The organism is Romboutsia sp. LXY-2, assembly GCF_056171995.1.
Window position 1 is genome coordinate 64,045 of record NZ_JBKFGI010000014.1, and the last position, 14,786, is coordinate 78,830.

The following is a 14,786-nucleotide window of genomic DNA, read 5'->3' on the forward strand; positions in this document are numbered from 1 at the left end:
TCTTTTAAATATTCATATATTTATTTTAAAAAAGGTATCGCTGTTTGGCGATACCTTTTTTATATAAGTATTATTTGTTTTTAATTTAAGTACTTTTAATATTAAACCATTTTCTTAAGCTCATCAGCTACGAATTGAACTTTAGTTCCAACTATAACTTGAATACTTGTTTTTCCTGGTCTTATTATACCTGCAATACCTGCAGATTTTATTTTCTTTTCATCAACTTTTGATTGGTCTTTTATTTCTATACGAAGTCTTGTTATACAGTTATCTATAGATACTATATTTTCTCTTCCACCTAATCCTTCTAATATTATAGAAGCCATTGTTGTGAAGTCATCGTTACTTAATGTTATTTTTTGCTCTTCTTCAGTATCATCATCTTCTCTACCTGGAGTCTTTAAGTTAAACTTAACTATCATAAATCTAAATACTACATAGTAGATTAAACCAACTACTAAACCTATTGGTATTAACATCCATGGGTTTACTGCCATTGGAGCCTTGAAACTTAATACCCAGTCTATAAGACCAGCACTAAAGTTAAATCCAGCTCTGAATGGTAATAATGCAACTACTGCTGCAGTTATACCTGTAAGTACAGCATGCACTAAGTATAGTGGTGGTGCTAAGAACATGAATGCAAATTCTAATGGCTCAGTAACACCAGTTACGAAACAAGATATTGAAGCCGCTAATAATAATCCGTATGCAGTTTTCTTTTTGCTATCTTTTGCAGTGTGATACATAGCTAAAGCTCCTGCTGGTAAACCAAACATCATTACTGGGAAGAACCCAGACATGTACATTCCTGTAACTCCAGGAGTTCCTGTACCTGCCCAGAAGTTACCTATATCGTTTATTCCAGCAACGTCAAACCAGAATACTGAGTTAAGTGCATGGTGAAGTCCTGTTGGTATAAGTAGTCTGTTTGCGAATGCATATATACCTGAACCTATTGCACCTGTTGACACTATAGAAGTACCAAAAGATACTAATGCATTGTATACTGTTGGCCATACAAAGAATAATACTACTGAAGCAATAAGTGAAACTCCTGCTGTAACTATGGCAACACATCTCTTTCCACTAAAGAATGCTAATGCATCCGGAAGTTTAGTTCCTTTAAATTTATTATAACAACTAGATCCTATAATACCTGATAATATACCTATTGCTTGATTTTGAATCTTTCCAAATGCAGCTGGAACTTCCGCCGGATCAATTCCTTTAAATAATGCAACAACGCCTGTAGATAATAATGTTGTTATTATTAGCCATGAAACAATGGCAGCTAAGCCACCTGCTCCATCATTTTCATCAGACATTCCAAGTCCAACTCCTATTGCGAATAATACACCCATGTTGTCTATTAAAGCCGCTCCAGCTTTAATTAAGAAAGCAGCTATTATACTGTTTGCTCCCCATCCAGTTGGGTCAATGTAATAACCAATCCCCATAAATATACTTGCTACTGGTAAACAAGCTACTGGAAGCATTAGAGATTTTCCTAATCTCTGTAATGTTTTCATCATATCGATATACCCCTCTCTCTAAAAATTTATATATTTAAGGAAAAATCCTAAAATAAACTATAAAAACAAGCTATATTCATATAATTTAATATTTTAATTATTTAACTATTTCTAAAACTGAATCTAATTCTTTAACATTTCCTAAGTTAGATTCTTTTATTTCTGCAAAATCAGCAGTGTTACATATTACCATTGGTGTTATTGTATCGTATCCTGCTTCTCTTATTTTTTCTGCATCAAACTCAACTAATAAGTCTCCTGCTTTTACTTTATCTCCTGCCTTAACGTGAGCTGTGAAGTGCTCTCCTTTTAAGTTAACTGTATCTAATCCAACGTGTATTAATATTTCTACACCTTGCTCTGTAGCTAAAGATATAGCATGCTTAGTTTCAAATATAAGAGCTATTTCTCCATCTACTGGTGCAACTACTCTTCCTTTACTTGGCTTTATTGCAATACCTTTACCTAATATTTCTTGTGAAAATGTAGGGTCATTTACTTCTTTTATAGAAACTGCTTCACCTTCTATTGGTGAACCTATTAAGATTCCTTTATTTTCTTTCATTCCTAGTTTTTCCTTTAATTTCTTAAACATACTACTTTCTCCTAACAATTTTGATTTCTATTTTTCATTAACAAATGATGAAACACGCTTTATATGTACAGTTAAGTACGCTAGTTCTTCATTTGAAATTTCCTTTTCATAGTTGTCTTTAATATACTTTTTTATTCTTTTGCTACACTCATACTCTTTCGGGTATGCCTGTATTATTGCATCTACTAAAATGTCCTCAGTGTTTTGTAATAATTCATTCATAAAAACTCTTTGTGATAAGAATTTTAAGTGAGTTATTAATCTTGAGTAATGTAGACTATCTTGATCTAACTCTGCTTGATAAAAATCAGTTACAATAGTTAATATATCTCCAACTAAAGTAGTAATTTTCATTGCGTCATTCATATCCGTGTTGTACTCTGCATTTACTATGTGAAGAGCTATACTTGCAGCTTCATCTTCACCCATTTTTATGCCTAATTTTTTTTCAATTAACTCAACAGCATATTCTCCTATTAAGAATTCACTTCTATAAAATTTCTTTATTTCCCATAACAGTGGATTTGTAAATTGCATACCATTTTCATATCTGTGTACAGCAAAGCTGATATGGTCAGTTAATGTAATATATATATTCTGATTTAATCTTTTTCCTAACGTTCGCTTTGCATAACTAATAATTTCATAAGATACTTTTACATGCTCCATAGGTAGTTTTTCGAGTAAATCCTTTAGTTTATCTATAGTAGACTTACTGTCTATTTTGAAAACTTTTTCTACTTTTTTCTTATCTACAATAGTTCCTTCTCTTGCATTAAAACCAATGCCTTTTCCCATGACGACAACTTCTTTATTATCGGTATTGCAAGCACAAACAACATTATTATTAATCACTTTTGTAATTTTCATAAATATTATCATGCCTCTTTCTAAAAAATAGTGTATAAATTAAAAATAACCAAACTTCATAAAGCATTAAAGGATAATGCTTTAGGAAATTTGGTTTTGCCTGCTTAATCAGTAACACTCCAAATAAATTTGGTATCCAGTTTTATATTTATAAGTATAATAAGTATGCTTATATTTGTCAACGGGTACTTTATTTATTTTTTTTATAATTAGCTTCTATATACTCAAATTACTTAATTTAATTAATTTAATTAATTTAATACTTTTATTTATTAACCTAAGTATTTATTAAAATCACCTGACTATTTATTGTATTTAAAGTTATTCCTTTTATTCCTTCTAAAATATGATTTTTGTCCTTAGTTTCTATTAAAATATTTGACTTTATGTTACTAACTTCATTATATTTTTTTACTATTTCTTTCCCTAAATTCTCTTTAAAGTTATTTCCACCTAGAACTACAGTCTCCGGATTAAAAATACATGTAACTATTTTTATAGTATCTAAAATAATATCTATATAATCTGAATCATCAATTTCTTTCAATAATAGTTCATTAAGGGTTGAATCTTTCATTGGCAATATCCCAATCTCACCCGCACAATTATTATCACCTTTTACAAGCTGTCCATTGGCTATTATACCTGCACCAGCTCCTAAAGTCGTAAAATTTAGATATGCCAGACTAATATTATTTTTATTATAATTTTCTTGGTATTCATTGTAAAAACCTAAGGCTGCTAAATTTAAGTCATTTTCTAATATTATTGGTAATTCAACTTTTTCTTCTATACACTCTTTAATATTTATTTCTTTCCAATTTTCTTCTTTTAACCCTGATATATATCCTCTATCAGTAACAATACCTGGCACACTAAGGCCTATGCTTTTGATATTTTCATGTAATTCACATACATTGTCTATTAAATTTAAGACCGTTTCTTTATCATCTAGCCCCTTAATGGTTATACTTCCACTATCTATTCTTTCTCCAAGTATATTTATTACTTCATAATACACTTTTGATTTTTCTAATAATAAAACTAATACACACTTTTTATTAGAATTTATTATATATTGTTCTGCTCTTCTTCCTCCACTTGAATCTCCTAAACCTATAGATATTATTTCTTCATTATCTATTAACTCTCTTAATATAACCCTTACAGTGGTATGGCTTATTTTAGTGTCTTCTACTATGTCGGCTCTGGTTGCGATGCTTCTACTTTTAATAGAGTTTAATATTAATGAAGTATTAATCCTTTTTAGCTCTTTTGGTTTTCCTGATACATTGCTCACTTATAGACCTAACTCCTTTAATAAATCTGTAGGATGATTTAAATTGTAATCAGCTTCTATTCCTGTTAAATCAGCTGCACCCCATACTGCTAAAGCAAAATCCATACCTGCTGATTTTGAAGATTTAAAATCTAATATAGTATCACCTATATATATGCACTCTTCCGGTTCTACATCAAATAATTCTATAGCTTTTAATAATGGTTCTGGATGTGGCTTATGATTTTGTGTATCCTCTGCTAGAACAACACTTTGCATATATTCGTGTAGTCCTGTTGGTATAAAATCTATTTCATATTGTTTTTTCATTTTTGAGCTTGCTACTCCACATATTATTCCATTTTCATGTAAAGTCTTTATTACTTCATCAAATCCTTCGAATAGTGATGCACTTTCTTCAAATTCATTTACGTATCTAACCCATTTTTCATATGTGTTTTCTATTTCTTCAAAACCTAGAAGTTCTAGTGTTTTCTTTCCAGCATAAGGTTTGTATTTTAATAAACTTTCGTATTCTACGTCTATACCTTTTTCCTCTTTTATTAACCTTTGTAGTGGTATAAAATTCATTCTTTCCGTGTTTAGTACAGTTCCATCTAAGTCAAATATTATGCATTTATATTTTTTTGCCATTTTTATCTCCCTACTTTTCACCTAATTCTTTTATTATTCTGCATGGATTACAAGTTGCTAAACACTTACCATCCTAACTATTATCTTTATACTTTTGTAAGTTTCTTTCAAAAGTATTTTATCACATCTATATCTAATTTTCAATCAAGAATAACGAATTATTTAAACAAAAATTCGCTTCGCTCATGTCGCCAACGTCTGCTCGGCAAGCTTTGAGCGACTACGTCTGCGAACCACTTCACATCCCTTTGCTCAAGTTTAAAGCGGTTGGTATTATAACTTATCTACAAACCAGATAAGTCATAATACCTTAATATAGAAAAAATTTTCTAAGGTTTTCTACCTTAGACAACTTTTTCTATTATCTATTTTTAATTTCTTCTGTTTCTTTTTTAATTGCTTCAATCTCATTTACTAAATCTTTTAATTCATTTTCATCTAAATTCTTGTTGAATTCATCTATTTCTTTTTGTACTTCTTCTATCTTAGCTTCAAATACTGCTGCTTCTTTTGCATAGTCTACAGGATAAAAAGCAACAAGAGCAAACAGCCCAACTCCGCAAATTAAGGCAATTTTATTGTTTATAACAAATTTTTTGATAGTATCTAAAAATTTCATATTATATCTCCCTATTTCTAATTATTTTAAGTAGTTGCTATTTAGACTCTTCTAATGCTTTTTCATAAGCTTGCTTAGCTTCTTTAAGCTCTTTTTCTAATTCAGCTTTTCTCTTTTCTAAACCATTAGCTTTTATATCATCTAATTCATAAAGTAAATCGTTTAACTCTTGAGTAGTTTTTGTATATTCATAGTAATCTTCATTCATTATAAAGTCAGAAAATAAAACTCCTAGCATTAAATACGCTACTACTGCTATAACTGCTCCCTTAAAAAATCTTAGAACCTTTTGAAGAAATGTATCATTCTTTTTTCCTGTGTTGCCTTTATTCTTTTCTAAAGTCTTCACTAAAACGTCCTCCTAATAATATTAAATTAAAATCCATTTATTCTATAATTTTAAATTCTTTTAATGATTAATACAATAGAATTTATTAGCTTTAATAATAATTTCAAAGTATAATATTTATCATTACTTCCAATTAGTTTATTAGTATTACATAGTTGCATGAGTTATACATAGATTATGATCTATCACAACTATCTTCTACGTAAAAAGAACTGCTACAAAACAATTAAAAATTGTTCATGCAACAGTTCTTTATATATCTATTTATTTTCTAATCTTTCATATAAATCTATGAACTCTTCAGCTAATTGTTGGAAGTTCATAGCATTCATAAGGTGATCTTGAGCGTGAACTAATATAACACTCATTTCAGTCTTATTTCCACTAGCTTCATTTTGAATTAATTCTGTTTGGAATCTATGAGCTTGAACCATAACTTCCTTAGATTCTTTAATCTTCGCTCTAGCTTCTTCTATCTTTCCTTTTTTAGCTTCACTTATAGCTTCAAAAGCTAAACTCTTTGCATCTCCTGCAAATCCGATTATCCCGAAAGATATTTCAAATATTTTTTCATCCATATTGTTGTCCCCCTATAAGTTACTGTAATTACTTATTTCAAAGTTATCTTGTAAAAATTCTATTACGGCCTTTGATGTCAATATTTTATGCTCTTTTGTTCTCATTATTGAATAAGATGTAGATTGTAAAACAAAATCATCAATATATGCAGGATGCGCCATTATATCAGCAACCTCATACTTCTTTAGTTCATCTACATTTTTCACAAAATAATCTTCTTCTATGTTATTGTTGTAAAATGTATCTATCATAGGAACTATTTTAGGGTAATTTAAATCATATTCAAATCCACCTCTAATAGGTAAATCATACTTTTTTATTATTTTTTCAATTACAGGTCTTAGTTTTTCAAGAGTATGAACATGATGATGACTATCAAGATGAGTTATAGTAGCGTTAGCTTTAACTTTATCAATTTGGGCACAAAACTCTTCATATATTTCATCTAAATCCATAGTATCTATCGCTTCATTTGTAACTCTTCTAAAAAACATTCCATTCTCATCTACTATAGTCTTATGGCTTGTAAGTACTGGTTTATAGCAACTTAGTGTCATATGGACACCACATCCTAGTCCTTGATTTTCTTTTAGAAGTTCCATTGCATGTTCAAATCCAGGCATATTAGCCATCGTTGTAGTAGATTTTACTGCACCTGCTTTGTGAGCTGATATTATTCCGTAATTTACAGCTTCACAATATCCAAAATCATCTGCGTTTATAATTAACTTAGTCATTTTATCACCTACTTATTAAATTGAGGTAAATACTTTTTATGAGCTTCCATCATTTCATCTAATATAGTCTTAGCTAAATCATCAGATGGTATTAATGGATTTATACAAAGTGATAATAATGCACTTTCATAATCACCAAATACCGCAGCTTTCGCAGCTAATAATTCAAATGATTTTATTTGGCTTACTAATCCATCTGTAGCTTCTGGTAAGTATCCTATAGATAAAGGTTTTGGACCTTCCTTAGTTATAACACTACTTACCTCCACAGCGTGGTCATCTCTAAAGTTTCTTATAGCTCCATTATTTAAAGTATTTACTACTTGAATATCTTTTTTATCATTATATATAGAACTTATTAAGTTACATGCTGCATCACTATAGTATGCTCCCCCTCTTTTTTCTAATTGAGGTGGCTTTATGTCTAAATTCTCATCTTTGTAAAGCTCGAATAATTGATCTTCTAATTCCTTAACAACTTGACCTCTAGCTTTTCCTTTACTAAACTCGTGTAATTCTTCTTTTAACATTTCACTAGTCTTATAGTAGTATCTATGGTATGGACATGGTATAGCTCCAAGAGCCTTGATAAACTCAGGGTTAAAGTCTATAGCCTTTATGTTTTCCATACTTATTTTCGAATCAACGAACTTGTCTATAGCTTCTTTTGTTACATCTTTACCATCTAAAGCTACGTTTAATCCGTATACCATGTGGTTTAAACCTGCAAAGTCCATGTGCACTCTTTCGTGCTCAACATCAAATAGTTTAGCAACTCCATTTCTAACACCTATTGGTACATTACATAATCCTATATATCTCTTGAAATTTGTATATCTAAATACTGCTTCAGTTATTATTCCTGTTGGGTTTGTGAAGTTTACTATCCATGCATTCGGACATAATTCTTCAACATCTTTTATTATATCAAGTACTACTGGTACAGTACGAAGTGCTTTAAATAAACCACCAGCACCATTAGTTTCTTGACCTATAACACCATGTGATAATGGTATACTTTCATCTTTTATTCTTGCATCTAAAAGACCAACTCTAAATTGAGTAGTTACGAAATCAGCATTAGCTAAAGCTTCTCTCCTATCTAAAGTTAGATGAATCTCCATATCTATTCCTGATTTTTTAACCATTCTTTTAGCTAAGTTTCCAACTATTTCTAACTTTTCTTTTCCTTCTTCAACATCTACAAGCCATAGTTCTTTTACCGGTAATTCTTTGTGTCTTTTTATAAATCCTTCTACTAATTCTGGAGTGTAACTAGATCCTCCTCCAATAGTAACTATTTTTAATCCGCTTTTCATATTATTCACCATCCTATTCGAATGCATATTTATTGAACTTATTTTGTAATGCTTTCATATAAAATGCATGCTTGTTTTTAAATTGCAAGCTAATTTCTAAAATGTATATACTTATCTTCAAATGTATATACATTTATTTATCTATTTATATTATATATCAAATGTATATACATTTCAAGAAAACATTTTCTACAGTTCTTTTTTTATTTTTCCTAATTACTATCTACCCTTTGTATTAAAAATAGTAGCCATTGGTAAATACACCAATGGCTATTATTTGTTCTATATTAAATTAATATTATGCATTCTTTTGTAATTGTTTCTTCGCTGCTCTTTCATCTGCTGCAACGAATGGTAAGTATACTAGTACTGATAATACTATATTAACAAATGCTAATATTCCTCCTTTTATACTTCCTGTTGCCATTATTGCACCAAATACTGGTGGTGTTATCCAAGGTATTTTAGCCATTATTACCGGTGGTACTAAACCTGAAGATATAGCTAAATATGCTGTTATAACACATATTATTGGAGCTAATACAAAAGGTATCATATATATTGGGTTTAATACTATTGGCATACCAAATATCATTGGCTCATTTATATTGAATAAAGCTGGAGGTCCACCTAAAGCTATCATATCTTTACGTCTTCTTCCTGCTATTATTAATGCTATAACAAGACCTATTATCATACCTGATCCACCTAAGTATACAAATGCATCTAGGAATGCTCCTGCAAACACATGGTATCCTTCTGTAGCTCCTGCCGCAGCTAACTCAGCATTTTTTCCACCAAGTTCTAATAATATCGGCTCTATTACTGGTAATGCTATATTAGCACCATGTAAACCAAATATCCATAATACGTGAACGAATATTGCAACGAATATTGCCCCACCTAATGAATCGGCTACACCTGTTAAAGGCTTAGCTAAGTAAGTTTGTAATAAATCATTTATGAATTTACCATCTGAAAGTGTTGCAACTATTATTCCAATTATAGCCATTATTGTTATTGTAAATAAACCTGGCAGTAACTTTGCAAATGATCTCGAAACTGCTGGTGGTACACTGTCTGGCATTTTTATTGTTAAACCAGAAACATTAGATAACTTAACAAATAATTCTGTAGATACTAAACCAACTACCATTGCTGTAAACAATCCATTTGTAGAAACATATGTCCAAGGAATAGCTCCCCAACCAACTATCGCTTCTCCACCCTCTGATACTATACTCATAGTTTGAGGACTTAGTATTAAGAATGAACATAACGCTATAAGACCTGCTTGTAATGCATTTGCATTATAAGAATTAGCAAGTGCATATGCAACTGATACTACTAAGAATAGAGACATTAATGCTAGAGATCCCCACCATAAGTTCCCTCCTAGTGTTGCTATATGTCCCCCTATTGTAGTGTTTGCTAAGAAGTTTTGATAAGGATCAAAAGGTAAGTTCTTTAAAAGAGAACCAAATGCTCCTATCATTGCTATTGGTATCATTCCAACGAAACCATCTCTAACTGCTACTAGATGTCTTTGTGCTCCAAACTTTGCTGCAACTGGAACTAAGTAACGTTCCATGAAAGCCATAAATTTTTCCATAATTTCTTCCCCCTGTTTTAATTATTTTGAATTTATTATTTCTATCGCTCTTTCTAAAACTGCTTTACCGTCACATCTTCCATATTGCATCATATTTATTACTTCTACTGGTACATTGTAAGGTTTAGCTATTTCCTGAGCTCTGTTTAATACAAATCTCACTTGTGGTCCAAGTAATATAACATCACAATTTGCTACTTCTTTGTCTATATTAGCTTCTGATATTGCCCATATTTCTGCTTCTATTCCTGCTTCCTTCGCTGCTGCTTGCATTTTTGTTACTAATAAACTTGTTGACATACCTGCTGAACAAGCTAACATTATTCTCATCATTTTTTTATTCCTCCAATTAATATGTTTTATTTTTTACATTAGCCATATTTGTATATACATTTATCTTTTAACCTATTTCCTAATAAACTACTTTATGATTACGTTTTCTCTTCTATCGAAAGTATACATATATACAAAATGTCTATACATTTGCTTTATTAAGTATATTATATAGCAAATGTATAGACATTTCAAGAAAACGTTTTTGATTTTTTATTTTTTTTTTCAAATTTATTGTGAAAGTGCACTTAATGTTAAAGTATATCTATAATGATAAGTGTGAGAGTATTCAAATATCTCATTATTATCTAATTTACTAACCTGTCTTATATATAATAAAGGTTCTTTTTTCTTTAAACTTAAATGTTCCTCTATTTCTTCTGTAGATACAACAGCTTCAACTTCTCTATCAGAAGATATTATTTTATGTCCACAAGTTTCTTCTATAAACTTATATAAAGACCCCTCACAATGGCTTTTTGTAAGGTTTGGGAATAATTTTACAGGCATATAAGTCACCATATAAGACACTCTTTTTTTATCTGCTAGCCTTATTCTTTCTATCTCCCATACATTTTCGCCAAGGCTTAAGTTAAGGTATTTAGCCAATTCTTCGTCCGCCTCTAAAACCTTAAGACTTACTAATATATTTGAAACTTCTTGATTTTTGCGTTCCATCTCTTCAGTAAATCCACTTACTGCAGATATATTGTCATATATATTTCTTCCCAAAACTATACTACCGATACCTCTTCTTCTTGTAATATAGCCTTCTTGAACTAAATTACTTAAAGCAGATCTAACAGTCATTCTAGTTACATTAAATTCTTCACTTAACATCTTTTCTGATGGTATTAAGTCACCTTCATTTAGCTTACCCGAGTCTATTAATCCCTTTACATATGCCTCTATTATTTTGTACATCGGTTGCCCCATCTTCTACACTCCTTTGAAAATAATAATTTATTTAAATAATTGATTTTTTCATTTATTGAACTATACATTTTAATTTTAAATGTCTATACATATACATTATATTAATTACAATAATAAATCAACCTTATATCATATCAAAAATCATTTCATTATATAATGTTTTTTATTATTCTAATCTTATTATTATTTTAGTAACCAAATAATCAAACAAGCATATTATAAAATTAATTAGCAAGACATGCCATACATCTAAAGTTTATCTTATAAAATTAATACTTGCTCTTTAAAAAATTTATAAAACAATATGCTAAAGACTTCAATGTTGATAAAAACATTGTAGTCATCTTTTCCGAAGATGATTATGTTGAATTTCATACTAAAGCCATATTTATTCAAAATTTGGATTTATATGGGGTTCTACAGAATCACTCGTTGACATATAGTAGGACATCTATGTTTTTGATGTCCTACTTTTTACTTAAATAATTTAATATAAATAATTAATACACTACTAATTAATATTACATAACTATTATATAAATAGATGTAATACAATTAACATAAAGAGATTTTAATCTAAGTAACTATAATTATTATAAATACGGGGGTAATGCTATATGAAAATATACATAAGTGCTGATATTGAAGGGGTATGCGGAATAGTTGATTGGGAAGAGACACATTTACATAGTCCGTCATCTTCTTACTTCAAAGAACAAATGACCAAAGAAGTAAATGCTGCTTGTATTGGAGCAAATGCTCTATCTTCTAATGATATTTTAATAAAAGACGCTCATGATAGTGCAAGAAGTATAATACCTTCTTTATTGCCTGAAAATGCAAAAATAATTAGAGGTTGGACTAAAAATCCACTTATAATGATGGCTGGTATAGATGAAAAGTTTGATGCTAGCTTATATATTGGATATCACTGTGGCGGTTCGCACAACGAAAGCCCACTATCTCATACTATGAGTACTACTTATGACTACATAAAAATCAATGGTCGTATTGCCACAGAATTTATGATAAATGCTTATACTTCTATTTATTATGATACTCCTGTTGCTTTTATAAGTGGTGATGAAAAGGTATGTAATGATGCCAAAGAGCTTTTCCCTAATATTGTAACGGTCGGTGTATCTAAAGGTATTGGTGAAGCTTCTATATCTATTCATCCTAATCTAGCTATAAAAAAAATAGAAGAAGGTGTTAAAGAAGCATTGTCTGGAGATTTATCTAGACATATAATTTCTTTACCTAAAGAATTTGAAATTGAAATTAAATTTAAACAACATAAAGAAGCTTATTTTGCGTCTTTCTATCCTGGTGTTGAGCAAATTGACTCTCAAATTATAAAATTTGTTACAACTGACTACTATGAATTTTTAAGAATGCTACTATTTATATAATAGAACATGATTAATCCAAGCAGATACTAGTGATAGTCTATTAATATATACTAACTTTTTAAATAAACAAAAATAAGAAGACACTCTTATATAAGATAGAATGTCTTCTTTATTTTTTCATTATCATAATTCTATAAACTATCAAAGTAATCAAACAATGTAAAAGTATCTTCTGGCAAAAAACTATCTAGCCTTTCCTTTGCTAAGGATATATACCAATCTTTATCAAGTTTATCAGGTATCTTTTTATCTAGAACATTACCATTATCAATAAACACTCTATCCGGAGTATAACTAATCTTTTCAAACTTATTGTCATTTTTAATTTTCATTATTGCACTATCACTAGCTAACTTACTTGCAAATACTCTAACCACCTTTAGTTTTAGCTCCTCACTTCCATGAACTGCATGAGAATATTTACCCGTTATCTTTACACATTTTTGAAAATCTATAAGATCATTAGCGTTATTAATTGTTGTTTCAATATCAATATCCTTAATTAACTTTTCTTTTAAAGCTTTATTTACAATAGGTAAATCATTGTCTATTAAGCTTAACTTTTTAACATAAGCACCCTTACTTTTAACTTGTCCATCTTCTTTTATAAATACATAGTTATTTACATCTTTTTGTATTATTTTTTTTATAAAATCATGTTCAAGTTCCATTTTTGTTCTTTCACACCATTTATCACAAATCTCTAGGTATTTATCTACATCTTCTTTACTACTGAACTTAAACATAACACCGTCTGTATTTCCTTGTATAAACTCTGCTCTATCACCAAATTCTAGCTCCACTTTTTCTATAAGATCTAGTAGTAATAATTGTCCATTTACACATATAGCAATACCTTGCCTTGGATCATAAAGATCATTATTAGCATCAAGACAAGCACCATAAGTACTGTTAAGCACAAGCTTTAAAGATTTTTCTATAGGATTTTTCTCTCTCTTTAATTCAAATCTAGTATCTCTAATTTGTTTAAATTTAGATGGATCTTTTACATTTCTACTTAGTAAGTTGTATTCTATCATTATTGATGGATAAAATGAACTTACATCAGAGTTTACAATAAAGTCTTCTGCTTTATATTTTTTCCTAGCAGAGTGAAGTCCTCCCCATCCAAAATCTGTCTCTACTCCAAATATATTAACTCTGAGGTAATTTTTAAAATCTCTATTATTATAGTCTTCATACCACTGCTTAATATTATTATATTTGCTTAATTTTAAGCTATCTATAATTTCAAAATCTTTAGTATCATCTCTGTCATAGCTTGGTTTCTTCGCTCCTAAAATATATGCACTTAGCTGAGCTTCAGTCTTATTAAACATACTATCATCTAAATCAAAGTATTCTATAAGACCTAATTGTGCTTCATATCTATAGTAGACTTCTTCAAATACTTTATAAGTCATTCTGACATCATGTAAACAATAAGTAGTTAATTCTTCTATTTCTTCTTTATTAGGGTATCTATCTAGGTCAAAAGGTACCGTACTTTCTTTAATATCTTCACCCATAAATAGTTCAAGCTCTTTTAAACTTCTGTAAGTGTCACTTATTTCAAATATAAATAAAGGTATCTTGTTCATATTTCTATCTATTTGCCATGGTGACATATTTCTTTCAATAAGTTTGTCTGATACCTCACAAGGATTTAATCCTGCTATTATAGCTTTTAATATCCATTGATCATATCCTCTTATATTATATCCCAACCATACTGAGTCTTTATTTTTATTGTATACTCTTAAAAGTTCATCTCTATCATTTATTATAGTGTGCTCTCTTTGTGTCTTGTAATCTTTCATACAACACATCCAAAATCCACCTTTTGATAAAACCTCAAAATCTATAATTATTCTTCTTTTCTCTTTAATCATAATAACTATTCCTCTTTTAATAACTTTAATTAAGCTGTTTTTTAAGTTTAAATTACTTTTAT

General features: G+C 29.5%; 15 protein-coding genes. 1 reads left to right on the forward strand and 14 read right to left on the reverse strand.

Annotated elements, in window-relative coordinates; translation table 11 throughout:
* Positions 1 to 101 precede the first annotated feature (101 nt).
* From nagE to ACI48P_RS18505, 13 genes are all read right to left on the reverse strand, one after another.
* Complete coding sequence (gene nagE, locus ACI48P_RS18445; RefSeq protein ID WP_475218459.1) at positions 102 to 1,538, reverse strand: N-acetylglucosamine-specific PTS transporter subunit IIBC; 1,437 nt, start codon at positions 1,536 to 1,538, stop codon at positions 102 to 104.
* Positions 1,539 to 1,635: 97 nt separating this feature from the next.
* Entirely contained in the window at positions 1,636 to 2,133 is a 498-nt protein-coding gene (locus ACI48P_RS18450) for a PTS sugar transporter subunit IIA (RefSeq protein ID WP_475218460.1), read from the reverse strand.
* A gap of 27 nt (positions 2,134 to 2,160) precedes the next feature.
* Positions 2,161 to 3,003, reverse strand: a complete 843-nt coding sequence (gene licT / locus ACI48P_RS18455; RefSeq protein ID WP_475218462.1) for a BglG family transcription antiterminator LicT — start codon at positions 3,001 to 3,003, stop codon at positions 2,161 to 2,163.
* A 277-nt stretch (positions 3,004 to 3,280) separates the two neighbouring features.
* Positions 3,281 to 4,303 (reverse strand): ROK family protein, encoded by a 1,023-nt coding sequence (locus ACI48P_RS18460; protein WP_475218464.1) that lies wholly within the window; start codon positions 4,301 to 4,303, stop codon positions 3,281 to 3,283.
* On the reverse strand, positions 4,304 to 4,936 hold the full coding sequence (locus tag ACI48P_RS18465) for an HAD family hydrolase (protein WP_475218466.1): 633 nt from the start codon (positions 4,934 to 4,936) through the stop codon (positions 4,304 to 4,306).
* A 361-nt stretch (positions 4,937 to 5,297) separates the two neighbouring features.
* Complete coding sequence (locus ACI48P_RS18470) at positions 5,298 to 5,555, reverse strand: hypothetical protein (protein ID WP_475218468.1); 258 nt, start codon at positions 5,553 to 5,555, stop codon at positions 5,298 to 5,300.
* 37 nt (positions 5,556 to 5,592) lie between these two features.
* Positions 5,593 to 5,904 (reverse strand): hypothetical protein, encoded by a 312-nt coding sequence (locus ACI48P_RS18475; protein WP_475218470.1) that lies wholly within the window; start codon positions 5,902 to 5,904, stop codon positions 5,593 to 5,595.
* A 260-nt stretch (positions 5,905 to 6,164) separates the two neighbouring features.
* Positions 6,165 to 6,482 carry a PTS lactose/cellobiose transporter subunit IIA gene (locus ACI48P_RS18480; protein WP_475218472.1) on the reverse strand — a complete coding sequence of 106 codons (318 nt, stop codon included), beginning with the start codon at positions 6,480 to 6,482 and terminating at the stop codon, positions 6,165 to 6,167.
* Between the two features lie 12 nt (positions 6,483 to 6,494).
* Positions 6,495 to 7,220 carry a carbohydrate deacetylase gene (locus tag ACI48P_RS18485; protein ID WP_475218474.1) on the reverse strand — a complete coding sequence of 242 codons (726 nt, stop codon included), beginning with the start codon at positions 7,218 to 7,220 and terminating at the stop codon, positions 6,495 to 6,497.
* A gap of 8 nt (positions 7,221 to 7,228) precedes the next feature.
* Positions 7,229 to 8,539 (reverse strand): 6-phospho-beta-glucosidase, encoded by a 1,311-nt coding sequence (locus ACI48P_RS18490; protein ID WP_475218476.1) that lies wholly within the window; start codon positions 8,537 to 8,539, stop codon positions 7,229 to 7,231.
* A 298-nt stretch (positions 8,540 to 8,837) separates the two neighbouring features.
* Positions 8,838 to 10,151 carry a PTS sugar transporter subunit IIC gene (locus ACI48P_RS18495; protein WP_475218478.1) on the reverse strand — a complete coding sequence of 438 codons (1,314 nt, stop codon included), beginning with the start codon at positions 10,149 to 10,151 and terminating at the stop codon, positions 8,838 to 8,840.
* A 21-nt stretch (positions 10,152 to 10,172) separates the two neighbouring features.
* Positions 10,173 to 10,484 (reverse strand): PTS sugar transporter subunit IIB, encoded by a 312-nt coding sequence (locus tag ACI48P_RS18500; RefSeq protein ID WP_475218480.1) that lies wholly within the window; start codon positions 10,482 to 10,484, stop codon positions 10,173 to 10,175.
* A 231-nt stretch (positions 10,485 to 10,715) separates the two neighbouring features.
* Positions 10,716 to 11,408, reverse strand: coding sequence for a GntR family transcriptional regulator (locus tag ACI48P_RS18505; protein WP_475218482.1), 693 nt, complete (start codon positions 11,406 to 11,408; stop codon positions 10,716 to 10,718).
* 629 nt (positions 11,409 to 12,037) lie between these two features.
* On the opposite strand from ACI48P_RS18505, the gene ACI48P_RS18510 reads away from it, so the two are divergent.
* Entirely contained in the window at positions 12,038 to 12,832 is a 795-nt protein-coding gene (locus ACI48P_RS18510; RefSeq protein WP_475218484.1) for a M55 family metallopeptidase, read from the forward strand.
* 131 nt (positions 12,833 to 12,963) lie between these two features.
* Here ACI48P_RS18510 and ACI48P_RS18515 read toward each other — a convergent pair whose 3' ends face one another.
* On the reverse strand, positions 12,964 to 14,724 hold the full coding sequence (locus tag ACI48P_RS18515) for a hypothetical protein (RefSeq protein WP_475218486.1): 1,761 nt from the start codon (positions 14,722 to 14,724) through the stop codon (positions 12,964 to 12,966).
* Positions 14,725 to 14,786 lie beyond the last annotated feature (62 nt).

Excerpts from the sequence above, each read along its gene's own strand:
- nagE (WP_475218459.1), bottom strand. The coding sequence starts at position 1,538 with ATGATGAAAACATTACAGAGATTAGGAAAATCTCTAATGCTTCCAGTA.
- ACI48P_RS18450 (WP_475218460.1), bottom strand. The coding sequence starts at position 2,133 with ATGTTTAAGAAATTAAAGGAAAAACTAGGAATGAAAGAAAATAAAGGA.
- licT (WP_475218462.1), bottom strand. The coding sequence starts at position 3,003 with ATGAAAATTACAAAAGTGATTAATAATAATGTTGTTTGTGCTTGCAAT.
- ACI48P_RS18465 (WP_475218466.1), bottom strand. The coding sequence starts at position 4,936 with ATGGCAAAAAAATATAAATGCATAATATTTGACTTAGATGGAACTGTA.
- ACI48P_RS18470 (WP_475218468.1), bottom strand. The coding sequence starts at position 5,555 with ATGAAATTTTTAGATACTATCAAAAAATTTGTTATAAACAATAAAATT.
- ACI48P_RS18480 (WP_475218472.1), bottom strand. The coding sequence starts at position 6,482 with ATGGATGAAAAAATATTTGAAATATCTTTCGGGATAATCGGATTTGCA.
- ACI48P_RS18485 (WP_475218474.1), bottom strand. The coding sequence starts at position 7,220 with ATGACTAAGTTAATTATAAACGCAGATGATTTTGGATATTGTGAAGCT.
- ACI48P_RS18490 (WP_475218476.1), bottom strand. The coding sequence starts at position 8,539 with ATGAAAAGCGGATTAAAAATAGTTACTATTGGAGGAGGATCTAGTTAC.
- ACI48P_RS18495 (WP_475218478.1), bottom strand. The coding sequence starts at position 10,151 with ATGGAAAAATTTATGGCTTTCATGGAACGTTACTTAGTTCCAGTTGCA.
- ACI48P_RS18500 (WP_475218480.1), bottom strand. The coding sequence starts at position 10,484 with ATGATGAGAATAATGTTAGCTTGTTCAGCAGGTATGTCAACAAGTTTA.
- ACI48P_RS18505 (WP_475218482.1), bottom strand. The coding sequence starts at position 11,408 with ATGTACAAAATAATAGAGGCATATGTAAAGGGATTAATAGACTCGGGT.
- ACI48P_RS18510 (WP_475218484.1), top strand. The coding sequence starts at position 12,038 with ATGAAAATATACATAAGTGCTGATATTGAAGGGGTATGCGGAATAGTT.
- ACI48P_RS18515 (WP_475218486.1), bottom strand. The coding sequence starts at position 14,724 with ATGATTAAAGAGAAAAGAAGAATAATTATAGATTTTGAGGTTTTATCA.